23 protein-coding genes and 1 pseudogene are annotated in these 24,265 nt (G+C 66.1%); 6 read left to right on the forward strand and 18 right to left on the reverse strand.

Translation table 11 applies throughout. From position 1 onward, the window contains the following. Positions 1 to 64: 64 nt before the first annotated feature. From C487_RS03300 to C487_RS03315, 4 genes are all read right to left on the reverse strand, one after another. Positions 65 to 1,243 (reverse strand): tubulin/FtsZ family protein, encoded by a 1,179-nt coding sequence (locus C487_RS03300; RefSeq protein WP_006184251.1) that lies wholly within the window; start codon positions 1,241 to 1,243, stop codon positions 65 to 67. Between the two features lie 35 nt (positions 1,244 to 1,278). Further along, a complete protein-coding gene (locus C487_RS03305) occupies positions 1,279 to 2,454 on the reverse strand; it encodes a tubulin/FtsZ family protein (RefSeq protein WP_006184252.1) in 1,176 nt (391 codons plus the stop codon). 124 nt (positions 2,455 to 2,578) lie between these two features. Beyond that, positions 2,579 to 3,736 carry a multicopper oxidase domain-containing protein gene (locus tag C487_RS03310; RefSeq protein WP_006184253.1) on the reverse strand — a complete coding sequence of 386 codons (1,158 nt, stop codon included), beginning with the start codon at positions 3,734 to 3,736 and terminating at the stop codon, positions 2,579 to 2,581. A 163-nt stretch (positions 3,737 to 3,899) separates the two neighbouring features. Then, positions 3,900 to 5,102 (reverse strand): S1C family serine protease, encoded by a 1,203-nt coding sequence (locus C487_RS03315; RefSeq protein ID WP_006184254.1) that lies wholly within the window; start codon positions 5,100 to 5,102, stop codon positions 3,900 to 3,902. A 19-nt stretch (positions 5,103 to 5,121) separates the two neighbouring features. On the opposite strand from C487_RS03315, the gene C487_RS03320 reads away from it, so the two are divergent. Then, positions 5,122 to 5,424, forward strand: a complete 303-nt coding sequence (locus C487_RS03320; RefSeq protein ID WP_006184255.1) for a cupin domain-containing protein — start codon at positions 5,122 to 5,124, stop codon at positions 5,422 to 5,424. Between the two features lie 11 nt (positions 5,425 to 5,435). On the opposite strand, the gene C487_RS03325 is transcribed toward C487_RS03320, so the two are convergent. Continuing rightward, a complete protein-coding gene (locus tag C487_RS03325) occupies positions 5,436 to 6,068 on the reverse strand; it encodes a uracil-DNA glycosylase family protein (RefSeq protein ID WP_175416966.1) in 633 nt (210 codons plus the stop codon). 146 nt (positions 6,069 to 6,214) lie between these two features. Here C487_RS03325 and C487_RS03330 point away from each other — a divergent pair, with 146 nt between their 5' ends. After that, on the forward strand, positions 6,215 to 6,706 hold the full coding sequence (locus C487_RS03330) for a metal-dependent hydrolase (protein ID WP_006184257.1): 492 nt from the start codon (positions 6,215 to 6,217) through the stop codon (positions 6,704 to 6,706). A gap of 35 nt (positions 6,707 to 6,741) precedes the next feature. On the opposite strand, the gene C487_RS03335 is transcribed toward C487_RS03330, so the two are convergent. Together C487_RS03335 and C487_RS03340 are read right to left on the reverse strand one after the other, a co-directional pair. After that, the gene (locus tag C487_RS03335) at positions 6,742 to 7,620 is read right to left on the reverse strand and encodes a COX15/CtaA family protein (RefSeq protein WP_049907855.1); all 879 of its coding nucleotides are present in this window, start codon (positions 7,618 to 7,620) and stop codon (positions 6,742 to 6,744) included. A gap of 146 nt (positions 7,621 to 7,766) precedes the next feature. Further along, the gene (locus C487_RS03340; RefSeq protein ID WP_006184259.1) at positions 7,767 to 8,471 is read right to left on the reverse strand and encodes a ferritin-like domain-containing protein; all 705 of its coding nucleotides are present in this window, start codon (positions 8,469 to 8,471) and stop codon (positions 7,767 to 7,769) included. Positions 8,472 to 8,959: 488 nt separating this feature from the next. Here C487_RS03340 and C487_RS03345 point away from each other — a divergent pair, with 488 nt between their 5' ends. Further along, entirely contained in the window at positions 8,960 to 10,084 is a 1,125-nt protein-coding gene (locus C487_RS03345; RefSeq protein ID WP_006184260.1) for a M24 family metallopeptidase, read from the forward strand. 31 nt (positions 10,085 to 10,115) lie between these two features. Here the strand turns inward: C487_RS03345 and C487_RS03350 are convergent, their stop codons facing one another. Together C487_RS03350 and C487_RS19230 are read right to left on the reverse strand one after the other, a co-directional pair. Further along, positions 10,116 to 10,793 carry a helix-turn-helix domain-containing protein gene (locus tag C487_RS03350; protein ID WP_006184261.1) on the reverse strand — a complete coding sequence of 226 codons (678 nt, stop codon included), beginning with the start codon at positions 10,791 to 10,793 and terminating at the stop codon, positions 10,116 to 10,118. A gap of 66 nt (positions 10,794 to 10,859) precedes the next feature. Continuing rightward, entirely contained in the window at positions 10,860 to 11,495 is a 636-nt protein-coding gene (locus C487_RS19230; protein ID WP_006184262.1) for an IS6 family transposase, read from the reverse strand. A 106-nt stretch (positions 11,496 to 11,601) separates the two neighbouring features. Here C487_RS19230 and C487_RS21400 point away from each other — a divergent pair. Continuing rightward, positions 11,602 to 11,777: pseudogene (locus C487_RS21400) on the forward strand (IS6 family transposase); the annotation flags it as partial. Positions 11,778 to 11,805: 28 nt separating this feature from the next. Here the strand turns inward: C487_RS21400 and C487_RS03360 are convergent. The 8 genes from C487_RS03360 to ligA form a co-directional block, all read right to left on the reverse strand. Next, a complete protein-coding gene (locus C487_RS03360; protein ID WP_006184263.1) occupies positions 11,806 to 12,234 on the reverse strand; it encodes a hypothetical protein in 429 nt (142 codons plus the stop codon). 78 nt (positions 12,235 to 12,312) lie between these two features. Continuing rightward, positions 12,313 to 12,957 (reverse strand): triose-phosphate isomerase, encoded by a 645-nt coding sequence (gene tpiA / locus C487_RS03365; RefSeq protein WP_006184264.1) that lies wholly within the window; start codon positions 12,955 to 12,957, stop codon positions 12,313 to 12,315. A gap of 76 nt (positions 12,958 to 13,033) precedes the next feature. Beyond that, positions 13,034 to 13,579: a multiprotein bridging factor aMBF1 gene (locus C487_RS19240; protein WP_083864476.1), complete on the reverse strand. Its 546-nt coding sequence runs from the start codon at positions 13,577 to 13,579 to the stop codon at positions 13,034 to 13,036. A gap of 85 nt (positions 13,580 to 13,664) precedes the next feature. Continuing rightward, positions 13,665 to 14,279 (reverse strand): CDP-alcohol phosphatidyltransferase family protein, encoded by a 615-nt coding sequence (locus C487_RS03380; protein ID WP_006184267.1) that lies wholly within the window; start codon positions 14,277 to 14,279, stop codon positions 13,665 to 13,667. Further along, positions 14,276 to 14,830, reverse strand: a complete 555-nt coding sequence (locus C487_RS03385; RefSeq protein ID WP_006184268.1) for an adenylate kinase family protein — start codon at positions 14,828 to 14,830, stop codon at positions 14,276 to 14,278. Before C487_RS03385 ends, C487_RS03380 begins: the two co-directional genes overlap by 4 nt. Next, a complete protein-coding gene (hisC, locus tag C487_RS03390) occupies positions 14,827 to 15,981 on the reverse strand; it encodes a histidinol-phosphate transaminase (protein WP_006184269.1) in 1,155 nt (384 codons plus the stop codon). The genes C487_RS03385 and hisC overlap by 4 nt, the downstream gene beginning before the upstream one ends. A 228-nt stretch (positions 15,982 to 16,209) precedes the next feature. Then, a complete protein-coding gene (locus tag C487_RS03395; protein WP_006184270.1) occupies positions 16,210 to 16,617 on the reverse strand; it encodes a hypothetical protein in 408 nt (135 codons plus the stop codon). A 224-nt stretch (positions 16,618 to 16,841) separates the two neighbouring features. Further along, the gene (gene ligA, locus C487_RS03400) at positions 16,842 to 18,575 is read right to left on the reverse strand and encodes an ATP-dependent DNA ligase LigA (protein ID WP_006184271.1); all 1,734 of its coding nucleotides are present in this window, start codon (positions 18,573 to 18,575) and stop codon (positions 16,842 to 16,844) included. Between the two features lie 103 nt (positions 18,576 to 18,678). Between ligA and C487_RS03405 the strand changes: the two genes are divergently transcribed. Beyond that, positions 18,679 to 20,232 (forward strand): hypothetical protein, encoded by a 1,554-nt coding sequence (locus C487_RS03405; protein WP_006184272.1) that lies wholly within the window; start codon positions 18,679 to 18,681, stop codon positions 20,230 to 20,232. 16 nt (positions 20,233 to 20,248) lie between these two features. Here the strand turns inward: C487_RS03405 and C487_RS03410 are convergent, their stop codons facing one another. Next, on the reverse strand, positions 20,249 to 21,349 hold the full coding sequence (locus tag C487_RS03410) for an FAD-binding oxidoreductase (protein WP_049907861.1): 1,101 nt from the start codon (positions 21,347 to 21,349) through the stop codon (positions 20,249 to 20,251). Between the two features lie 297 nt (positions 21,350 to 21,646). Between C487_RS03410 and C487_RS03415 the strand changes: the two genes are divergently transcribed. Beyond that, positions 21,647 to 24,142 (forward strand): DUF5059 domain-containing protein, encoded by a 2,496-nt coding sequence (locus C487_RS03415; protein WP_006184274.1) that lies wholly within the window; start codon positions 21,647 to 21,649, stop codon positions 24,140 to 24,142. The last annotated feature ends 123 nt before the right edge of the window (positions 24,143 to 24,265 follow it).

The following is a 24,265-nucleotide window of genomic DNA, read 5'->3' on the forward strand; positions in this document are numbered from 1 at the left end:
GACAGCTCACCGATGGAACCGACGACGACCCCGTCTAAGCGGCGGCGACGCGGCTCGTAACCGCTCACCAAACGAATTCGGCGTCGCCGGACTCGGACTCGTCGGCCGCCTCCGCTGCCGTGCGACCGCGCTCCTGGAGGGCGTCGATTCTGGGGACATCCGTGACGGTCGAGAGCAACACCGTCGCCGTGAGCGTCGAGGCATCGGGACGGGGTTCGTCACCGGCGAGGACCTCGACGGTCCCCGTTTCTTGCTCGAGCCAGTAGCGGGCGCTCTCGAACCCCTTTCGGGAGACCGCTGTCGGCGGCCCGGAGAGGACGACCAGCACGCGGTACGTGCTGTCGACCGCACAGGGGAGTGTGAGCTGTGAATCGATCGCCCGGCGAACGAGTCGTTTGACCTCGGCGGCGTCGGCCGGGCCGTCGACGGCGTCCCCCTCGAGCCACGACGGGAGCGGGAGCCACGACGGGAGCCAGGAGCGGCCGTCGTCGGACCGGTCGAGTTCGAGGGTCGCCCGGCCGATCGAGGAGACGCCGCCGGTCTCGAGCGTTCGGGTGATGTCGCTGGCGTCGATCCGGTTCTCGGCGGCCGTCGTCATCGCCGCCGACTCGCTGGCTCCGAACGCCGTCAGGACGTGCGAGACCACGGTGCGGTCGAGTTCGTCGTAGGGCCGGTCCGCCTCGGACTCCGCCGTGTCGGTGTACGAAACCGTCGAGCGCCACGCGTCGTTGTCGAAGCAGATCACGTTGTCGGCGATCTCGACGAACGACTGAAGCGCTCGGGACGCGGTGAGCGCGCAGCGATCGGGCTCGTCGGCTTCCGGCAACACGCCGAGCGCGTAGATGGGCTTGTCACAGATCGCCTGCAACTCCTCGAGCAGTACCGCCCCGGCACCGCCGCCGGTGCCGCCGCCGAGTCCCGCGACGAGCAACAGGCCGTCGACGTCGTTGAAGTCGACGGCATCGAACGCGCGGCGAAGTTCCTGTACGTCCTCGCGGGCAACCGTGACACCGAGGTCCGGATCGCCCCCGACGCCGTCGGCGTCGACATCCGGGTGGATGTCCCCGAAGCGTACCTGACAGTCCGACGGGACGTGGGTGATGTCGTCGAAGGCGTCCGCCGCAGTATCGAAGACGAGGACGTTCCCGTTACAGAGGTCCCGGCCGGTCTCTAACTCCCGCTCGAGCGCCCGGTCGACGATCCGTGAGCCGGCGTGACCAACGCCGATGAGAGCGAGCTTCATTGGTAAATGTTCCTTGACATGGTAGCCTCGCCGTGTTACACGACCGGATCGAGTTCGTCGTCCTCGTCGGTGATCAGTTCGTTAATCTCCTCTTCGCGGGCGGCCTCGAGTTCCGCGATCTTGTCCTGTGCGTCGACCGCCTGGCTCTGGATTTCGTCGACACGTGGGGTCTCGGTCACGTTCGAGAGCAAGACCACGGCCGAGAGCTCGGACGCGTTGGGCCGCGGATCGTCGCCGGCGAGGATATCGACGGTGTCGGCCTCGTTCTCGAGCCACTGCCGAGCGCTCTCGATCCCCTTTCGGGAGATCAGCTCCGAGGGCCCCGAGAGGATGATCAGCGCCCGGTCCGCGCTGGTGACTTCACAGGGGATCGTCAGCCGGGAGTTGACGGCGCGCCGAACGAGCCCTTTGATTTTCGCGGCGTCGGTGGCGTCCCCGACTGGCTTCTCGTCCTCGCGGAACCTGTTCAACAGCCCGTCGTCGGCGTCGTTACTGATGGTCGTCGAGGCGTAGCCGATCGAGGAGACGCCGTCGGTGTCGAGCGTCCGCATGATGTCGCTCGAGTCCATCGCGTTCTCCGCGACATCCGTCTCGTCGATCTCCCCGGCGGCGAGCAGCGTCACGATACGGACGGCGAGTTCCCGGTTCATCTGCTCGTAGCCTTCTTCGATGGTCTGCCCGCGGGAGCGCCAGGCGTCGTTGTCGAAGGCGATGAAGTTATCGACTTTCTGGACGAACGATTGCAGCGATCGCGCGGCGTTCAGCGCGGGGCGTCCACCCTCGTACTCGCCGGGGAGAATCCCGAGCCCGTAGACCGGCTCGTCGTACATCTTCTGAAGTTCCTCGATCACGACCGGGCCCGCACCGCTTCCGGTCCCGCCGCCCAGCCCCGCCGCGACGATGATGGCGTCCACTTCGTGGATTTCCACGTCGTCGAACGCCCGTCGAATCTCGTCGATGTCGTGTTTGGCGACCTCCGCGCCGACCTCCACGTCGCCGCCGACGCCGTGTCCTTTCGCCTTCTTGTGGGTGTCGCCGATCAGTATCCGCCTGTCTTCGGGTACGTAGTCCGGTTTGGCGAGGTCGGTCCTGGCGGAGTTGATCACCAGAACGTGCCGACAGAGGGAGCGACCGGTTTTATCTTCGAACTCGAGCATCCGGTCGATAATCTTGCTGCCGGCGTTTCCAACGCCAATTGTCGCGAGCTTCATAAGCCACCTATCTCAACCCATGAATAACTCGTTTTTGATTATGTACTTGCTATCTATTCACGATGTGTCACGGTAGCGGTGCGAACGACCCCGCCCTCGAGCGTGGTCGCCGATACGGTGTCGCCTATCCCTCGTAGCCGGCGTACGACATGAGGTCGGCGAAGACGTCGGTGTCCATCGCGTCGCGGTAGACGATGCCGTTGACCATGCCGCCGGGATAGGACTCGCCGTTCATCGCGTGGTTGACCTTGTGGCAGTGCATGAGGTAGATGCCGGGGTCGGCGTCGGCCTCGAACTCGACGGTGTGACGTTCTGCAGGCGCGATGTTGGTGACGTCCTGTTCGTACTGGGCAGCCGCGGGAATCTGACCGCCGTCTTTCTCGATCAGACGGAAGCGGTGGTTGTGGGTGTGCATCGGGTGGGACATGTAGCCCGCGTTGACCATGTGGAGGCGGACGGTATCGCCGTGGTCGACGATGATCGGCGAGCCATCTTCCGGGTGGAGCGTCCGCGGGAGGCTCTTGCCGTTGATCGTGAACACGTCCGGATTGCGGCTGCGGGGACTGTAGTCGATGTCCTCGCCGGCCATCCGGCGGTTGACCCGGGAGTCCCAGTCTTTCAGCGTGAAGAAGTACTCCTTGTCGGCGGGCTCGTACCCCTTCGGATCGACGCGGAAGATGCCGTACATCCCCATGTCGATGTGGCGATGGGTCTGGTAGTGGCAGTGATAGAGGTGTGTCCCCGGGACGTTCGCCGGGATCGTGTAGGTGTGTTTCTCACCGGGGTTGACCGTGATCCCCGTCGTCGTCGGCACGCCGTCGTTCTCCCAGGTCTTCCGTGCCCCGTGGAAGTGCAGCGTGTGAGGGTGATCGTTGCCGGTGTTGTCGAGCGTGACCTCGATATCGTTGCCCTCGGTCGTCCGGAGGATCGGGCCGGGAACGCTGGGCTGGCCGTCATCGGCTTTGAACGCCCAGACCCGCGGGAGTTCCACCGGCCCGCCCATCGAGTCCATCGGATGGACGGCGTGCTGGGCAGTCACCGACTGGAGCGTTACGCTCCCGCCCTGCTCGTCGACCTGTACGACCTCCGGTGAACTCGTCCACGGGAGCGTCGGTTCCGACGCGCCTGCCGCCCCCTCTGACGACTGCTCGGGCTGTGTGTCCTGTTGTGCCCCTTGACCCGTACAGCCCGCCAGCCCGGTCAATGCCGCCGCCCCGCCAGTCGCAGCAACGAATTCGCGTCGCGATAGCCCCAGTCCGGGTGCGCCGATTCGATCGCTCATAACAATCATACGTAAGAATAGCCGACGTATAACGGGGTGAACCGGTTCTTACGGACCGAGAAATACCGAGAACATGTTCTCCGATACTACTTAAACGACCTCGTGTATGACCATTGCTAGCGATGGTCATAGCAGTCCGATTTCGAACACCCGTCGACGCCGTCTATCGGTACGGCCCACGACGCAGCGGCCGCGTTCCGAGTTCGAGCGGGACGGTGAGTTCGGAGCCGGATCGGAGGATTGTCAGTTCGACCGTATCGCCGGGTCGCGTCTCGAGCGCGAGATAGCTCCCCAACTCCTCCTTGGTCGTCAGTTCCGTCCCGTCAACCGCGAGGAGGACATCACCGCCGACCGGGACCCGCTCGCCGTCGCGGTATCGCGCGCGGGTACTCGGCTCGATGACCCCCTCTGCGGGGGCTCCGTCGGCGATCTCGACCACGAGCAGGCCGCGCGATTCCCCGAGGCCGTTGGCTGCCGCGATGTCCGGCGTCGCGGCAGTGACGGAGACACCCGCGTAGGGATGATCGTAGTCGCCGGTCTCGATGAGGTGGGGCACCACGCGCTCGGTCAGCGCCGCGGAGATGCCGAAGGCGATGTTGTCCCCGCCGCCGGAGTTGATGACCGCCGCGACGCGTCCCCCTAGTGTCACCAACGGACCGCCGCTGTTGCCCGGATTGACGGCGGCGTCGGTCTGGATCGCGTCGGGGATGCTGTAGCCGGTCGGTGCCGGAATCGATCGATCGGTACCGCTGACGATCCCCGTCGTCACCGTTCCCTCGAGATCGAACGGGTTCCCGATCGCGACCACTTCCCGTCCGACGCTGGGCTGCTCGTCGACGAACGGGAGCGGCGTCGCGGCCGCCGGGAGGGCGTCGACCGCGACCGCGGCCAGGTCGCTGTGTGGGTCGGTTCCGACGACCGACCCCGCCCGCCACTGTCCGTCGGTGACCCGCACGTCGACCGCGGTCGATCGCCCGACGACGTGGGCGTTCGTGACGACGTATGTGTCGTCGAACACGAATCCGGTCCCCCGTCCCTTCCCCGTCCGAATCATGACGATCGAGTCGATCGCGTCCTCGTAGACCGCTGCGTACGTTTCGCCGGCCACGGTCGACGGCGCGTCGGGCGATGTGTCGTCCGAGGAGTCCGGGCCCGATGGAATCGCAGCACACCCGGCCAGTCCGGCGAGCAGTGCACTGGCGCTGCCCCTGAGCACTCGTCTCCGGGTTGCAGTCATCGCTCCGGTCGAATGTTTCGACTCGATTGACGTATACGTTAGCGACGGCGAGCGTCCCGATCGGGTCCCGCGGTCCGATCCGGACGTCGTCGGAGAGTCGAACGTGTTCGTCCGCAGGTACAAGCCCACGACCCGTCTCCGTTTTCGTATGCCCGAGGTCACGTCCATCGACCGGCTCGAGGATGCACCGCACGCCGAGGTATTCGAGGACCACAGCCCGCGAACGGTCCGCTTGCGGCTCTCCGCGGACGAGCGCATCCCGGCACACCGCCATCCGGAGTCGAACGTCGTCCTGTACGTCCGCAGCGGCGCGATCGAACTCACGCTCGACGACGAGGTCTATGACCTCGAGTCTGGCGACGCCGTCCAGTTCGACGGCGATCAGGATATTTCGCCCTCCGCGGTCGACGACAGTACGGCGCTGGTCGTCTTCGCACCGAAAGAACAGTAGCGCAGCCGGGGTCAGCCGACCGTCGTCGCGACGCCTTTCGTCTGGCGGTAATCGCTTGCGAGCAACTCCTCGAGCGTCGAGACGATGGTCTCGCGGTCGCCGTCGGCCCACTCACCGGGTTCCCTGATCGGGACGACCATGAAGCCCCGACCGCGAATGTCCCGGGCGTGAAGCGACGCCATGTCGAGGTCGACCCGGCGACGTTGGGTCGTGTACGTCCGGAGGACGTGATCGGTCGCGCGAGCGCCGACCGGCAGCAGAACGTGAGCGTTGATCGCCCGGAGTTCGGCGTCGAAGAACCGCTCGAGGTCGGCGTACTCCGCGTCGGTCGGTGTCCGTCCCGCGGGGAGCGTACACATGTACATGTAACTCAAGACGCAGTTCTCGAGGTCGGGTGCGTCCCGCGGTCCGCTCGCAAAGTCGAGTTCGCGGACGACGCTCTGGACGGCGCGCCCGGCTTCGATTTCGGTGAAGGGAACGCCGGTGGTTTCGCCGCCGTGGATGCCGGGATAGTCGCCGATAACGTGGAAGTCGGCGTTGGCGTCACCGTAGCCGAAGACGGCCGCCCGGTCGCCGGGATCGGAGCGGTCGAACGGCGGTCGAAGTCCGAACGGATTGCTCGTTCTGTCGGTGACGTTTTGCACGCGCGACCGGAGGGGACCCGCGGTCAAAACCGCCACGGTAGCGGCCGACCGACGACAGGGTCCGCGCGCCCTTCGTTCGGCTGACCGGTCCGCCGGTCCGGCTGGTGACGGTGGATTTATATTTCATCCCTAAAAACGTGTTATGTATGTATCAGGAGGGGCACTACGGTGGTGCACTCCTGGCGTACGCCCCGGTCGGCACCGTCGTTGCACTCGCGAGCCACGCCGAGGTCGCGATCGTCTGCGGCCTCGTCTGTGTCGGCCTGTCGACGCTGCCCGACTGCGATCACCGACTGCCGCTGATCGACCATCGCGGTCCGACCCACACGGTTCCATTCGCGCTGCTCGTCGGTGCCGGCCTCGCCGCATTGGCCGCCGTTCTCATCGACGCCTCGTCCGCGTTTGCCGATCTCGGGTTCGTTTCCCTCGCGTTCCTCGTCGGCTTCGTCTCCATCGGGTCCCACCTCCTCGTCGACGCACTGACGCCGATGGGCGTTCGTCCGTTCTGGCCGCTCTCGCGCCGCCGCTACTCCTTCGAGATCACCACGGCGGCGAACCCGTTTGCTAACTACGGTCTGTTCGGTCTCGGACTCGGTGCCGTCCTCGCCGGGGCCGCTCTCGTCGTCGCTCTCGGTTGAGTTCGGCTGCGCGCCGAGCGGCTCCAACGCCCGCGCTACCGCGAGCGCGCGTCCGTCATCCCGCTCGAGGTGTCGGCACCGCGAGTGAGCACGATGCCGGCGACGAACGTGACGAGAAGCGCAGCCGCGGTCGCGAGGTAGGGCCCCTCGAGCGCCGGGTTGACCGCCTGGCGGCCGAAAAAGAGCACGCCGACTACGAGCGGCGGTGCCGCGAGCAGCGGTGCGAGGGCGCGGCCGGTAAACCGTCGGCGACCGACCATGGCCGCGACGATGGCCGCACCCAACAACGTTAGCGTCACACCGTACTGTGTCATCTGCATCGTCGGGGAGTACGTCGATATCTCGGACCCGACGACAGGGCTGAGAACGACGTGTGTGGGTAGGGCCACGGTTCCGAGCGCGAGCGCGCCGACGACATGCGTTCCCGTCAGCCGCGGTGCCCAGACTAGGACGGTGGCGACGAGGAACAGCGTAAAGATCGTTACCGCCGTCCAGAAGTGCAGCGAGAGGATATCTATCGTGTACTGCTGGACGGTTTCCCGGCCGAGTGCGACCTGCACCGGCGTCAGCACCATCCCGAGGGCGACCAGTCCAGCGATACGCCGGTCGACGTCGGGCAGTCGCCAGGCCGCGACCGCAGAGCCGATGATGGCGAACCCGGCGAACATCGCCACGAAGCGGTGGAACCACTCGTAGAAACTCGGCAGGCTCCCCGGCAACAGGTTGTACGGTCCGGCGTCGCACTGGGGCCAGTTGGCCTCGCAAGCCAACCCTGAACCCGTCGCCTTCGCCGCGATACCGAGCAGGATCGTCGCCGCGACGAGGACGAGCGTCGCGCTCAGCAGGTGTGGAAAACCGAACCGATCGATCAACGACCGAAACCTCGAGTTTGGCGCGTGATTATCGTACGACACGGGCGTTCTGTCGGAGGTTAGAACGGGCCGTACTTAGGTTGACCGAGTTATGCAGTGCCGTGGGAGTTGCGTCTCCGTCGCCGACGAGGGGCCGTGATCGGCGCTCGAGTGACGATGCAAAAAAGACCGCATACCGGGTCCGTCGGCTACTCGACGATGAAATCGCCCGCTAGCTCGAGTACCTCCGAGCGGGAACGGGGCTGGTCGAAAGCCATCGGAAACCCGACCTCGCCGTTCAACTCCCGCAGGTACGAGGCGTGTCGTGCCTCGACGCTGTGGATGCTGAGCGCCGGGGGAACGAGTTCGGCCATTTCGAGAAACGGCGCTGCACCCGCGTACGCCGAGACGCCGACATCCTCGAGCGTGGCCGCGGTGGCGATGAACTCCGCCGGCTCCTGGACGGCCGTGCCGAAGTCGAACGTCGGCCGCTCGATGGGGTCGCCACCCAGCGTCTCGATCGACTGCTCGAGGACGCCCACGTGGGTGATTTCGTGATCCCGAACGACGCGGAGTCGGTCCGCGACCCGCTCCTGAATCGGGCCCCAGCCCTCGAACTGCTGCTCGAGGGCCGCGTCGTCGATGTTCTGAATGCCACGCGTGTAGAACTCCGCTTCCAGGTACTCCAGGGTGAGCGCGTAATTGATGATCTCGAGGTCGCTCTCGAACTCGTTGGAAACTGCATCGGGCGGTCCGCCCCCCGAGTCGTCCTGTCCCGTGTCGTCGGTCGATCCGTCCTGCTGTTGGCTACTGCCCGCCGCGGTTCCGATCGCACCAGTCGCTACTGCTCCGGCGAGGCCACCGAGGACCGGTCGCCGACCGAGGTCGAAGCGGTTCGAATTGTGATCAGTCATCGGATGAGTACTACCCGCCCCGACCTTCCACGAATCGACGCTAAGTATCGGGGTATCGTTTCCGCGTCCAACGTTCACTTTCGCCTACAGCTGTCGTTCCACGGCAACGGGCGAATTTACCTGTTATATCGGCATCGAAACGGGTCGTCCAGGAGCCGCCGACCGTCCCCGTCTCGTGGAAGCCGCGGCCACCCGACCTCGAGAGCCACCCAGCCCACGGCGACAGTGCCGTGCGATCCCGCTAACGAACCGCTAGACGGCCGGTAGACGACCGAGGGCAGCCCCTCACGCTCGGAAACGACGGAAACGATGACGTGCGTGAGAGATGCTGATTCGGCCACCCGGCGGCGGACAGGGTCGAACCGAGCGCGAGTAGGGACAGCGTACGGTCGCGACTCGACCCCGAGCGACTGTCGATATTCGATAGTCACGCCGATCGCCTGCTCGGCGTTCGCCGCTTTCAAGGTCCACCCTCGCCAGCATCTGACATGGACAAACGCGCGCGACTCGAGGCCTACCTCGAGTCCCACGACCTCGATTCGGTCTGGTTCGCCCGGCCGAACTCGTTTGCGTGGCTCACCGGTGGAAACAGCGTCATCGACCGCGAGAGCGAGAGTGGAGTCGCGGCGGTCGGGTACGACGGCGACGGCCTGACCCTGGTGACGGACACCATCGAAGCCGACCGCATCGTCGCGGAGGAACTTCCCGACCTCGAAGCGGACGCGGTTTCCGTGGAGCGGTTCCCGTGGCACGCGTCATCGCTGGCCGACGCCGTCGCCGAGTTCGTCGGGACCGACGAACGAGCCGCGGCCGATATCGACATCCCCGGCTTCGAGTCCGTCGATCCGACGCCGTTGCGCCAGCCGTTGACCGAACGCGACCGCGAGCGGTATCGCGAACTCGGCGCGCAGACGGCGGCCGCCGTCGAGTCCGTCTGTCGGGAACTGCAATCCGGCGATACCGAACACGAGGCCGCCTCGGCGCTGCGGATCGCGCTCTCCGCTCGAGGGATCGAGGCTCCGGTCGTGCTCGTCGGCGGATCGGAACGGGTCCAGCAGTATCGCCACTATACGCCCACCGAGGCCGAACTCGGCGATTACGCGCTCGTCTCCGTGACCGCCGAGCGGGCCGGCCTTCACGCCAGTTGTACCCGGACCGTCGCCTTCGATCCGCCCGCATGGCTGGCATCGCGCCACGAGGCCGCGGCTCGCGTCGAGACAACGGCACTGGCCGCGACGCAAGCGGCGGCCGCAAACGGGGGTAGCGGGGCCGAACGCGCCGGCACCGCCGGCGACGTTTTCGCCGCGATTCAGGACGCATACGACGCGGTCGGCTACGAGGGCGAGTGGGAGCGCCACCATCAGGGCGGTGCCGCCGGGTTCGCGGGCCGGGAGTGGATCGCCACGCCAGGCCACGATGCGCCGGTCGACGCACCGATGGCCTACGCATGGAATCCGACGGTACAGGGCGCGAAAAGCGAGGATACGGCGCTCGTCACCGAGGAGGGCATCGAGGTGCTGACGTCGATGGACCGCTGGCCGACGACGACCGTCGACGCGGTCGGGCACGAACTGGAACTCGAGCGACACGACGTCCTCGAGCTCGAGGAGTGACGAGAGGGGGCTGACGGCCGCGGCGTTACTGTTACTCGTCGTCCGTCTGCGCGTCCGAGCCGTCGCTTTCGGCCCTGTCGCCGTCCGCCTCGTCGGCGGACTCGAGCCGCGTGTCGTCATCGAACTCGATGACATCGGCGTCGTCGGCGTTCGAGTCGGCGTCGGTGTCCGCCGTCGGAGCCGTGTCGTCGACGGTGATCGTGACGGGTTCGATGTCGTTCTCGAGTCCGGTTCGTGGCTCGCGCTCAGCCTCGCGGTCGAGGACCCGGTCGAGCGTGAAAATGGTGTTCAGTTCCTGCTGGACCTGATCGACGACGCCACCGACGAGGTCGCTTGGCTGGATCGCCGTGTACTCGTAGGGGTTGTTCCCGGCCCCCTCGTTGGCCCGCTTCTCTCGGGTGACCCGCTCTTCCTCGTGGAGTTCCGCGAGCGCCTCACGGACGGTGCTCGGATAGAGGCCGGTTCCCTTCGCGACCTCCTCGGAGGTGCTTCCGGGGGTGGCCAACAGGTACACGTAGATCTTCGCGCGGGTCTCCGTGTCCAGGATCCACGAAAGCAGGTCGACGATCCGCTGGTCGAGTTCCTCGACGGGCGGGCTGCGACCGCCAGCGTCCCCGTCGTGGTCGACGAACTCGTCCGGTGCCTCGAGCGATTCGTCTCGATCGTCCGCGCCGTCGATCGGGCCCTCGTCGGTGTCGTCGGAACTCATGTGTCTACTCGTACAGGACGAGGCCTCGAGCGGAGTTAAACCTTTGCGGGGCCAACGCGGTCGTGTTTAGTTTGTAGCATTGTGCCAGACGGCAAAGGCTTGGAGCCACGATTCTGCTGTTGATGGTTTTGCGTGACTGAAGCAGTTTGAGAACGAAGAGGTGCGACGTTTTATATCACGAAAGACACGTTCAGCAGCGTTCCGATTTCCATGTTTTTCGTATCGAAATCGGAGCCCAGATCGACGGAGTGCAGTCTGAAGGTGTTGTGCTCCATCGACGAGAAACATGGCATCGTCGAGGTCATGTTTCTCAGTGAGTTCCTGCAGGAACCGTTCTGTCAACGCGGTTGTAGTCGTCGAATACAGCCGTATATGGAGGATTTTGTTCGTCTCCGGATCAACAGCAGTGTACAGCCAATAGCGGTGTTGATCAAGTTGAATCACGGTTTCGTCAAGCGCGACGTGATTCGGCTTTGCGTCATCTGCTGGCTGTAGATCGCACTTGTGAACCCAATCGTGGACGGCCTTGCGACTGCGTTTGACACCAAACTTCTCCAATTCCCGAACGGTATTCGAAAGCGAGAGACCAGCAAGATGGAGTCGAATACCGAGCTCCATCAGCCGACGCGGTGTCCGTTCTCGCTCCACAAAACTCAAATCGATCCAGTCGCTATACCCGCTGTGGCGGTCGATTTTTGGCATAGAGCACCACAAAATCGTACCGCCTCACTTTTCACGCTTAACGAAACAGCACCGCTATCCAACTACTCTCGTCGGTTCTGCACCGTGGCTGCAAGCGGCACTCCATCAATACAGTCTCGATTACAGAGACGAAAAACACGGGAATCGGAACAGTGTTGAACGTGTCTTTCAGAACTAAAGCGTCGAACTGACCAATTCTCAAACTATTTCAGTCATGCCGAAGCAGATACCGTCAAAAATTGGCTCCAAGCGTTCGCCTTCGCATGGAATCAGTGTATCTGAACACTACCGGGTACATCGGCTGACGACCTCACAAGTTCTGTCGATTTCTAACGGTGCTTAGCACGCGCTGGGAGAACTCGAGTTGAGAGAGTTCGTCGCCGAGTCGGTCGAACCACTCGCGTTCGACGTACCACCAGCCGCGGACATCCCCGTCGGTCGTCAGCGACGTGACCTCGAGACGGCCCGGCGTCCACTCCCGCTCATCGCCGATCGTCAGGAGCGTCCGCAGGACGGCCCCGACTTCGTCGCTCGTAACGGCGGGCGCGTCGGAGACGGCCTCGTACTCGAGTTCGATCCCGGCTCCGTCTGCTCCGGGTGGTTCGTGCTCGTCCAGCCACCGAAAGGCGGTCAGATAGAGCCCGTGGCTCATCAGCCGATTCTCGAGCGTGACGGCCACGGGTCGTGCCCCCGCCGCGGACTCGTCGCCGACGCCGGGATCGCTTCCCTGATCAGTCATACGCACCCTTCGGCGGGGATCGAGAAAAGTCGGTCGACGGGCCGCGTCTTCGAGACGCGGTCGGCGTCGGTGCCTGCTTCAGAGCGGTTCGACGAGGTCCTCGAGCGCGGAGTGCGGATCGTCGGCCTTCGCGACCCCGCTGGCGAGCAGGACGCCTTCGGCACCCAGGTCGCCCGCCGCGACGACGTCGTCGCCCGTACTGATGCCCGCACCACAGAGGACCGATACCGTGGAGTCGACGTTCGCCGCCGCCTCGACAGCGTCCTCGACGACGTCGGGATCTGCCTGACTGACCGGCGTCCCGGTACCGATGAGCGCGGGCGGTTCGACGGCGACGGCGTCCGGTCCCAGCGCGGCGGCCGCGCCGATCTGGGCCGGGTTGTTCGCACAGACGACCGTCTCGAGGTCCGCCCGCTCGGCGGCGCGGACGGCACCGTCGATGTCGGCCAGCTTCAGCCGCCGCTCGGAGTGATTGATCAGCGTGCCGACCGCGCCGGCGTCGGCGACGCTCTCGGCGAGCGTGTGACCGGTGTTGCTTCCGTGTTCGATCGCGTCGACGTGCTGCGCCCACGTCTCCACGCCCGTTTCGGCGACGCGCTCGATGTGGGCCGCCTGCGGTGCGACGGCTAGACGAGCGTCAGTTGCATCGTTGACGTCGCGAACGGCCTCCGCGACGTCGACCGGGTCACACGGATACGTCTTCAGATTAACGAGGACGAACATATCGGCAACCGCACCCGCCCGAAAGAAATAGTTTGCGAGTCGGCGGCGGTATCGAGGACGGAGACGGCCGTCGCAGTCAGTCCTTGCGTTTGACGACGTCGCCCAGGGTGTAACTCCCCGTCGAGGAGCCGCCGGACCACTCCGAGTCCTCGCCGGAACTCCCCTGTGCGCTCAGGCTGATCTCGAGGAAGTCCTCGAGTTCGGTCTGTACCTCGTCGCTCGGCAGCGTATCACCGCGCTCGATCTTGCGGATCAGGCTGGCCTTCTCGTTGAGTTCGTTCGCGAGATCGGACTGGCTGAGCCCCGCGTCCTCGCGTGCGTTGCGGACGCGGTCGTCGTAATCGGTCGCGAGTTCGTCCATGTCGTCGAACATGTCCGAGCGGCGCTGGCTCGAGCCGCCCGAACTGGAGGAACTCCGACTCGAGCCACTCGACTGGCCGCCCCCGCTCGACGAGGACGAACTCGACCCGGTCGAGTACTTCGTCGAGCCGCTCGAACTCGACGTGTCTTTGACTTCAGTGCCGAAGTCCGTGCAGTTCGAACACACGTCTAGCTTCGCGCCCTCGACTTTGATGGTGTTCGGGGACGACGTCTCGGCCCCACACATCTCGCACTGAACCATGTCGGACTCTATATCGCGGTGAGGGATAAAGCATGCGGCGCGGCTCCACGCTGTCGAATCACCCGGAGGCCGGGTCGAAACGGGCCTACTCGAGGGCGATCCAGGAGTAATAAAAGCGCTGGAGCGCCGTCAGGTGGCCGACGACCGCGAGGAAGACAAGCAGCCAGCCGACCAGCGAGAACCCGGCGAGCGTCGCGTCCGCCAGCGGGTACGCGAGGAAGCCGGCGAGACCGATGATCGCCAACCTGTCCGCTCGACCGACGAGGCCGCCGTAGACCCGATCGAGACCGACCGCCTGGGCTTGCGTGCCCAGATACGAGGTCATCACGACGCCGGTCACGGCCGCGAAGCCAAGCAGGTAGTCCTCGATGCCCGCGGCCAGCCCGGCGATGACGACGATATCCGCGTATCGGTCGAGGACGTGATCCAGCAGGTCGCCGCCGGCCGAGGCGACCTCCTGCTCGCGCGCGAGCGCGCCGTCGACGATATCCAGCCAGCCGTTCAGGAAGACCAGTACCGCCGCCACGGCGTACCAGATCGGCTCCTCGAGTCCGCCGAGGGCGAACGCGCCGGCCGCCAGGATCGCCATCCCGAACGCGACGACGCTCACCCCGTTGGGCGTCATGCCGACGCGATCGAACCCCCTGACGAACGGGTCGAGGAACCGCGAGACGTACGGGCGGAACCTATCGAGGGTCATGTCAGATACTCCATATAGTCGACCTCGCCGGCGCTCGGGTCGCGCTCGCCCGTCGCGACCGCCGTCAGTTCGTCCGCGACCGCTGCGGGAGCGCGGTCGGTCGTGTCGATCTCGTAGACGGACTCGAGGCCGTGTTCCTCGACGGCTGCCGAGAGGATCACGTCGAGCGCCTCGCTCTCGGCGTTTTCGGCCGCCTTCGCCTCGGTTTCACCGCGCTCGAGCAAGCGTTGCTCGAGCGTCTCGGGGTGACACCGGAGGACGACGATCCGGTCGGCATCGAAGTGGTGGGCGAGGTGGGATTCGATCACGATCCCGTCACGCCCTTCGAGCCACTCGGTCAGTGCGTCGAGATCCGCGATCTTGCTCTCGCGGTCGGCATCGACCTCGGTGTAGAGTCCCTCGTCCTCGAGCACCCGGTTGAGGTGGATCACCTCGAGTTCGGGTGGCGACTCGTCGCCGGCATCCGTCCCCGCAGCGGCCAGCCGGGACTCGAGCAGTTCCGTCGCGGTCGTCTTCCCGGTACCCGGCGTCCCGGTGACGGCGATCCTCATGGATCGGCCACCTCCGCATCCGGGTTCTCGGGCTCGCCCGCCGACTCCGGCTCGACGTCGAGGTCGTCGAGCACGTCGTTGAGCGTCTCGACGGCCCGCTCCGTTTCGTCCTCGGTTCCGCAGGTGATACGGACACAGCCCGGCAGCCCGAAACTCGAGCAGTCACGAACGATGACGCCGCGTTCCTGCATTTCGGCGGCGACGGCCGAGGCATCGCCGACGTCGACGAGGACGAAGTTGCCCTGGCTCTCCCAGACGTGTGCGTCGATGTGGTCGCGCATGTATGCGCGGGATTCGCGGGTGGTTTCGACGGACCGGACGACGTGTTCCTCGTCGTCGATGGCCGCAAGCCCGGCCCGGCAGGCGAGTTCGCTCGCCGCGAAGGGCGTGTTCACGCGGGCGTAGGCGTCGGCCCACTCGTCGGGCACGACGGCGTAGCCCAGCCGAACGCCGGCCAATCCGTAGGCTTTCGAGAACGTCCGGAGGACCGCGACATCGTCGCGGGCCTCGAACTCGTCCCAGCCGTCCAGCAGCGCGATGGCACTTTCGCCGTCGGCGAACTCGCCGTAGGCCTCGTCGACTGCGATCAGGGTTTCCTCGTCGGTCTCGTCGGCGAGACGTTCGATTTCCGCGAGGGGCATCGTCGAGCCCGTCGGGTTGTGCGGGCTCGTGACCCAGATCACGCGCTCGCCGTCGTAGGCCTCGAGGACCGCGTCGGCCTCCTGCGTGAAGTCGTCGGCCTTCGAGAGTTCGTACTCCCGAACGTCGCCGTGGTGAAAGCGGGAACTCATTCCGTAGTAGGCGAAGCCGGGCGTGGGAACGAGGACGGCGTCGTCCGGGTCCAGCGTCGTCCGGTGGAGGTAGTCTATGGCCCCGTCGCCGCCGTTTGCCAGCCAGACCTGGTCGTCGGTGACGTTCCAGCGGCCGGCGACGGCGGTCGTGAGATCGGCGTGGGCGGCTTTGGGGTACGAACTCACGCTCGAGGCCGTCTCCCGGATGGCGACGGCCGCGGCCGGCGAGGGTCCGTGCGGGTTCTCGTTCGAGGCGAGTTTGATGAACTCGGAGGGGTCCCGGTCGAGTTCGCGGGCGACCTCCTCGATGCCTCGACCCGCCTCGTAAGCGACGTGATCGGACAGGTCGCGCGGTTGCATACGGGAATCCTGTCGGTCGTGGGTCTTAAGGGTGCTTACCTGTCTTCGACGCGGGGGATCGTCGGTGATCGTCACGGTCCGGAACGCTCGGGTCCGAATCCCGCGGCCCCGCCGACGACACGCCCGCTCGGCGATGGCTCAGTTCGGGAGTGCGCGGAGAGCGTGGAACTCACAGACAGGTGCGCCGCGAATACGTCAGCGAACGCTACATTCCGGCTGAGTCGTCGGTCACTCCGATTCGAACGCCCACGTCCCTTCCCGCGAGTGAATGGAGAGATCGTGATCCTCGAACGACGCGCTCGCCTGATCGTGGACCTGAACCATGTTGAACTCCTCTCGAGACACCGAATCGTTATGACATCCCTCCCCGTCGTCGTCGTCCCGTCCGTCGATCCATTCCTCGCTACAAACGCCGACCGTGTAGACGATGGTGTCGTAGGTTCGATCGAAGTCGTCGTGTAAGTCGTCGGAAACGACCGGTTCTCGGGGCGTGTCGAAGCGGTCCTCCCACTCGGGGTCGAGATATCCCAGCTCCGGTTCGCCACCCGGCGGGGAACTCAGCTGGACGGACATGATGGGATCGTTTCCCCCGCCGTCAGCCGCAGCGTACCACCCCTCGATCGACTTCAGTTGCACGTATCCACTGACAGCACGGAGAGACGATAGACAGCCGGCTCCGAGACCGCCTGACACAGCACCGATAGTACTCAGAAACGTTCGTCTGGAGGGCATAGGTCACCGGTCCGCGTATGACAGCATAAAAATAACTAGTTCTTCTATATATCCGTCCCAGTTGGGTCGCCGTGACTCGTCGACTCGGTCCGAGAACGAGGGCGATACGTCGATTCCACCCCGACTCGTCACGCCTGCAGGCGCTGTAAGCGCTCGAGCGAGTCCGCGCCCTCGGGGTCCTTGTCGTATCGCACGCCCTGAAACCGCGGGAACCGCAGCGCGTAGCCCGAGGAGTAGGTCGGCGAGGACTGGATCTCCTCGTAGCCGACCTCGAAGACGACTTCCGGCTCGAGGTCGACTTCCTGTCCGTTCTCGGCGGCAATGTGTGGCTCGAGCAGGTCGGTCAGTTCCGCGAGTTTCTCGTCGGTGATCCCGGTCGCGACCTTGCCGACGGTCTCGAAATCGTCGCCCGTGCGCACGGCGAGTTCGAAGGTCCCGAGGAAGGTCGCCCGTCGGCCCTCGCCCCACTCGGCACCGGTGACGACGCAGTCGATCGTTTCCACGTCCGGCTTGCGCTTGCGCCAGTGTTTCCCCCGTCGCCCCGGCGAATATGTCGACCCGGGGTCCTTGAGCATGATCCCCTCGTGGCCGGCCTCGAGCGCGTCGGCGTCGATCGACTCGATCTCGTCGGGGTCGTCGGTGGTCCAGAGCAGGGAGAGACCCTCGATGTCCTCGTCCGCGACCGCGTCGCCCGCATCGCCATCGGTACCGGAATCGGCCAGCACCGACCGGAGCCCGTCGTGGCGGGTCGTCAGCGGGTCCTCGAGCAGGTCCTCGCCGCCGGCGTGCAGGCAGTCGAAGAAGACCGGGCGCACCGAGACGTCCTCGCGGGCCTTCGCGACGTCGTGTTTCCGGCGGAACCGCTTGAGGACTTCCTGGAACGGCAGCGGCGAGCCGTCGTCGTCGACGGCGACGACCTCGCCGTCGAGGATTGCGGGGGCATCGAGGGTTTCCGCGGCGAACTCGACGACTTCGGGGAGGGCATCGGTGACGTCCTCCATGTTCCGCGAGAAGACGCGGGTCTCGACCGTCGAGCCATCGCCGTCGTCCATGCCCGCGGGGTCGTGGTGCAACTGGATCCGCGCCCCGTCGTACTTCCACTCGACCGCGGCCGTCCCCCACTCCTCGAGCGCGTCGGTCACGGTCCCGGCTTGGGCGAGCATCGCCTGAACGGGGCGGCCGACCGCGAGGTCCATGGCGTCGAGCCCCACAACGCCCTCGTCTCGTGCGATTCGGGCGACCCGTCCGTAGTCGTTCGACACCTGTAGGGCGCGTTCGACGCGGTCCTCGGGGACCTCGAAGGCCGCGGCGATGGCGTCTCGGACCGTCCCCTCGCCGACGCCGATGCGCATCTCCGAGAGGACGAGCCGAGCGAGATAGCGCGCCTCCTCGCTCGAGGCGCGATTGAACAGGCCAAAGAGGAGGTCGACCTTCCGGTCGTGGCTGCCCGACCCCTCGGCGGCGGCCAGTTCCGCGAGGGTGTTGGCGACCTCACGGACGGTGAGATCGTCACCGGTGCCGCCGTCGCCGTCCGTGAACGCACCGAGGCCCTGCTGGCCGCCGAACTCGTAGCTGGCCGCCACGTCGCCGATCTCGCCCATCTCGGCGAGTCGTTCTTCGATGTCGTCGCTGCTGACGTTTCGCCCCGCCGCGCGGGCGATCGCCTCGTAACACGCGCTCGGACCGATATCGAGCGTCGTCGAATCCCAGGCGGGGAACACCCGCCCCTGAACGAACCGCGTGACGACCTCGATCTCTCCCTCGGCCGCCGCGAGCAGGTCCCTGACGTGGGCGACGATCTCGAGGTCTGCGGGTTCGGCATCGATCGTCGCGGCGCGGTCGGCGAACGTGGCGAACTCCATCGGGGACGTGTATCGCCGCCGGGAGTAAAACGGTTCTGAGACGGACCGCTACCGTCCCCTCGAGAGACGTGCTTTAAAGACAATCGGCCACACACTCGGTGGTATGCCAGAGGAGGAACTCGCCGCACGGGTCGCGGACGTGCTGGCGGTCGACGCCGCCGACTTCCGGGAGCGGGCCCAGGCGGACGCGGCGGTCATCAAAGACGCCGTCGAGGAGGGGGTCTTCGACAATCCGCAGGCGATCGTCGGCCTCGAGTACGAGTTCTACGCGGTCAAGGCCGACGACTGTGCGCTGCGGCGGGTCCCGCGTCGACTGCTCGAGTTGATCGGTTTCGAGAAGGAACTGGGCCTGCACAACGCGGAGATGACGACCAGCCCGCAGCCGCTGAACGCCCCCGGACTGGCCGCCCAGGAGTCGGAGGTCAAAGCCCGGTTACAGACGGCACTGGACGTGACGAAGTCCGAGCGAATGCGGTTAGTCAGCGACGCGCTCTGGACGCTCCCCCCTGAAGGCGAGGCGGCGGGGACCTACCTCACCGACAGCGTCGAGCGGACGGCGACCGCTCCGGACGGGACCGAACGGGCGATCCGCATCGCGACGAACATGAGCGACTCCGCGCGGTATCACGCGATGGCCAACACCGAGCAGGCCGACGCCGCGGGAATGCGCATCGAGGCCCCGAACGTCTCCGTGCAGGGCGATACCGTCATGCCCGAGAGCCTCATTACGTCGATTCAGCCCCACTATCAGGTCGCTCACGCCCCCGATCTCCCCGAGTACTTCAATTACGCGCTCCGGGTCGCCGGCCCGCTGCTCGCGCTCGGGGTCAACTCCCCGTTTTTCCCCGTCGACCTCTACGACGACGACGCCACCGCTGACGACATCCTCCGGGACGCCTGGATGGAACACCGGATCAGCATCTTCGAGACCGTCCTCAACGATCCCACAACGGGAGACGGCAAGGTCCGCTTCCCACACGACCTGGAGACGGTCGACGAAGCGATCGACCGGGTCGCCGATGACGACACTATCGTCCCGATGCCGATCGAGCCCGGCGAGCGCTTCGACGATCAGTTCCCCCACTTCAGCCGCAAACACGGCACGTATTGGCGGTGGGTCCGACCGGTCTTCGGCGGCCCGACCAGATCGGCTGCGAACGCCCGCATCGAGTTCCGGCCGATTCCTGCCCAGCCCACGGTTCGCGATTCGATCGCCTTCCTCGCCGCCTTCGCCGGCCTGATGGAGAGTCTGACCCGACTCGAGCACCCCGTCATCGAACTCGACTGGCAGCTCGCTCGCGGAAACTTCTACGCCGCGATGGTCGACGGTCTCGAGGCCGACCTGACCTGGATCACCAACGACGGCAAGCAGACGGCCGATCGCCTCGCGCTCTACGAGGACCTGCTGGCTCACGCCGAGGACGGGCTGACCAACCGCGGTCTGAGCGAGGAAGACGCCGCGAAGTATCTCTACCCGCTCCGGCGGCGCGTCCGGCAGGCAGTCACGCCAGCCGGCTGGAAGCGCGAGCAGGTTCGGTCCGCTCTCGATGACGGAGCAGACTTCGACGAGGCGATCGCAACGATGCAACGCGCATACGTCAGCCGGCAGTCGGAGACGCTGCTCGAGGGGAGCTTCGCGGACTGGATCGGCGAGTAGCGGCTCGAAAAAAGAGTTATCGGGCGGGTTCGACGTTCTGGCTCAGCCGAAACAGGTTCTCCGGATCGTACGTGGCCTTGACCTCGGCCAGCCGGTCCCCGTTCCGCCCGTAAGCGAGGGTTTCCTCGCCCTCGTTCTCGCTGATGAAGTTCACGTAGACGCCGCCGGTCGCGTACGGAGCCATCGCGTCGAAGAACGTTCGGGACCAGGCGATGCACTCGTCGTCCATCGCGGGGTCCTCCCAGCGCGTGTAGACGTTCATCGCGTACGCGGCGTCCCGGTGGGGGTAGGCCATCGCGTCCGACGGGACGCGTGCCATCTCGCCGCCGAGTTGCCCGAAGACGATCTCGGACAGTGGCGACGGGAGATCGGCTGCGTACTCGACCGGTGCGTCCTCGTTGAAGTCCCGAACGTGTCGGATGACCTCCCGCGCATCGTCGCCCGCGTAGACGATCGGTCCGGAGAGGATTTCGGGGCCGACCTCGTGGAGATCGAACTCGAACGAGGTGACCACGCCGAAGTTACCGCCCCCGCCTCGAATCCCCCAGAAGAGGTCCGAGTTTTCCGCCTCGCTTGCGTGACGCAGTTCGCCGTCCGCGGTGACGATATCGACGGAGCGCAGGTTATCCACCGTCATTCCGTACCTGCGAGTCAGCCAGCCAAACCCGCCGCCGAGCGTGAGCCCCGCGACGCCGGTCGTCGAATTGATTCCGGTCGGCGTCGCCAGTCCGAACGCTTGCGCCTCGTGGTCGAAATCACCGAGGGTTGCGCCCGGCTCGACGCGAGCCGTCCGTTCCGCCGGATCGACCCGAACCGACCGCATCGCCGAGAGATCGAGCATCACGCCGCCATCGCAGACGGCATTGCCGGCGATGTTGTGTCCGCCGCCGCGAACTGCGAGCAGTACGTTCTGCTCGCGGGCGAAGTCCACCGTTGCGATCACGTCCGATACACCCGTCGCTCGAACGATGAGCGCCGGCCGCCTGTCGATCATGCCGTTCCAGATTGTTCGCCTCTCGTCGTAGTTCGGATCACCGGGCCGGAACAACTCGCCGCGAAGTTCCTCGTCGAGTCCGTCCATTGCACCGTCGTCTACGGGTGTGGTCGTTACTGCCATCGGTCCTCGGTAGTCGTAGGCCTCGCTCGCGGATATGGATACCATCATCAATGATTATATAATGTTGCATCGAGGGGTGCCCGGAACCGGGGAGATCACGGGACGGCTCGAGGGAATCCGGATCGCGCCGCACGCCTGCAAACTGGCCCACGCTCCGATCGGAGGCCGGTCGTTCGAACCGGATTCAGGACCGACGGGGCTGCGATCACAGCACAGCAGCGCGAGCGACGCCGTGAGGCACCGTTTTAGGCCATCCAAAATCGGAACGCATTTATATATTTAGGCGAGCCTAAAACCATGCGACAGACACGACGCGCGTGGCTGAAGGGGAGCGGCGCTGCAATCGCGAGTCTCGGACTCGCCGGGTGTTCCGAGACGACCGAGGAAAAAGACCCCAAATCGGACTCGGGGGAAGACGGGACATCTCCGGAGTCCGACGAGGGATCGACGGTCGCGGAGCCGGCCAAGACGGCCGTCGCCGCCGAGTGGAACGCGATGCGAGCGCGGCTGTGGGACGCGCTCGCCGCGGGGGAGGCCGGTGAGACCGGTGCCGGCGCTGCTATCGCCAGCCGGACGTTCGATCGCTTTGAGCACGCCAGCGGCGAGTACAACGCCCACGAAATGCTCGAGGAAACCGACGAGTCACGCTACGAGGCGTTCGAGGAGGCGCTCGTCGAACTCCGGACGGAGGGGCTGGAGCGGAACGACATCGCACGCGGCCGGGAGGAAACCGGTATCGCGGACGAGCAACTCCGCGGGGCCCAGCAGACCCTCGTTGGCGAGCCGACGGCCCAGGCGTTCGATCTGCAGGCGTTCGGGACGACGGTCGCCGATAGTGTCATGCTCGCCTCGGCCGGTGCCTTCGACGCCGCCGAAACCGTCGCGAACGACGCGTTCGAACGGTTCGAGGGGGCGGCCGTCCACGACGCGATCGGGGAAGCCGACGGCGACGTTTACGAGCGATTCGAACACGCCATGGAGAGCGTCGCCACGGCCGCGGGCGACGAGGACGTAGAGGGCGTCCGCTCGAGCGCGAGCGATGCGCTCGCGGCGGCTATCGACGGCGGCTACGCCCTGGCACCGTCCGAGTCGGCAGCGGGTGCCGGACAGATCGCCGCCTATCAGGCACGAGGCTGGGACGCTGCGGCGCTCGCGGGGCTGGGCGGGCCGTCGACGGCGTTCGCTCACGCCGCTGCCCTGACCGTGTATCGGGCGCGGGCCCACGACGCGGCCTGGCTCTTCGAGCACGGGAAGCACGATGCAGCCGCGCGGGTCGTCGAGAACGCGTTCGAACACTTCGAGGGCGCTCGCGCACACGAGGCACTCGAGGAGGCGAGCGAGGACGCCTACCACCGATTCGAGGAGGACGGTCTGGACGCACTCGCGACGGCGATCGAGAACGACGATTCGGCGGGCGTCGACACCGCCGTCGATGCGGTCGACGACGGGCTGGTGACCGGGATCGAGGCCCTGGGGACCGGCAGCGAGGCCGCACTGATCGAGGCTGGCTTCTTCAAAGCTCGAACCGAAGACGCGGTGGAACGGTATCGGCTCGGCGAGAACGCGGCCGCCGCCGAACTCGTCCGCGGGCTGTTCGAGACGTTCGAGGCCAACGAAGCCGACTTCCACGAAACGCTCGAGGAGACTGACGAATCGCTCTACGAGACCTTCGAAGAGGAGCACCTGCAAGGCCTCATCGAGGCCTGCGAGAACGGCGACGACGCGGCCGTCGACGAACACGCGACGGGGATCCGCGAGACCCTCCTCGAGTTCGAGACGACCGTCGGCTCGACCGCACAGGTCAGCGCCGTCGAAAGCGGGTACATGACCGCGCGGGTGTTCGACGCCGGCGTTCTGGACGCCCTCGGCGCGTCCGACCGAGCCGAAACCGTCGTCGGGGAGACGTTCGAGTACTTCGAAAACGGTGCGGGCGGGTTCCACGAGGCACTCGAAGACGCCGATCACGACCGGTACGAATCGTTCGAGGGCGCGCTCGGCGACGCGCAGACCGCCGCCGGGAACGATGCGGCTGTCGGAGCCACGGCCCGGGCGTTCAACGAGCACGCGGTCGCGGCGACCTATTCCGTCGTCGCGGCCGCCGGCGGCTCGTTCGGTGCCGCCGCCGCGTCACTCATGGATGACGTGTACGAGACGTTCGAGAGTGCGCAGGCTCACGAACTCCTCGAGGAAGCCGACCGGGAGGCCTACGAGGGATTCGAGGCGGCGCTCGAGGAGTACACCGCCGCGCTCGAGGCGAGCGACGCCGAGAGCGACGCCGCCCACGAGACGGAGATGGACGTCGACGAGGCCGCCGAAGCGTTCGCGACGGCGGCGTTGCGGGCGCAGTTCGCGGTCGCCGGCGCGGCCGACGCAGCGCCGGTCGACGGGTCGGCTGACACTGCCGACGAGACCGAATCAGCGCCGGACCTCCAGGGCGGACCGAACGTCGTCGAGGGCGTCCCCGACGACGCCGACCACGTCGTCGAGATGCAGGCGACCGCGTACGCTCCGGAGACGCTCACCGTCAAGCAGGGCGAGACCGTCGCCTGGAAACACGCGGCCGGCGAACCGCACACGGTGACGGCCTTCGAAGATCGGATCCCGAGCGACGCGGCCTACTGGACGTCGGGCGGGTTCGACAGCGAAGACGGTGCTCGCGAGGGATGGGAGAACGGCAAAGGCGCGGTCCAGTCGGGCCAATCGTACGTCCACACGTTCGAGACGACGGGCGAACACGAGTACGTCTGCATCCCCCACGAGCGCTTCATGACCGGAACGATCGTCGTCGAGTAACCGCGCGATCCCCCCGGTCTACTGCATTGAACCGCCACCCTGGCCGCCGGTCGTCGTTCGACGAAGCGGTTCGGGACGATATTTCCGGGTCCCGAACGCCGGCCATAAGCGATTAAGTAGCCT

It is taken from the genome of Natrinema pallidum DSM 3751 (assembly GCF_000337615.1).
Classification (GTDB): domain Archaea; phylum Halobacteriota; class Halobacteria; order Halobacteriales; family Natrialbaceae; genus Natrinema; species Natrinema pallidum.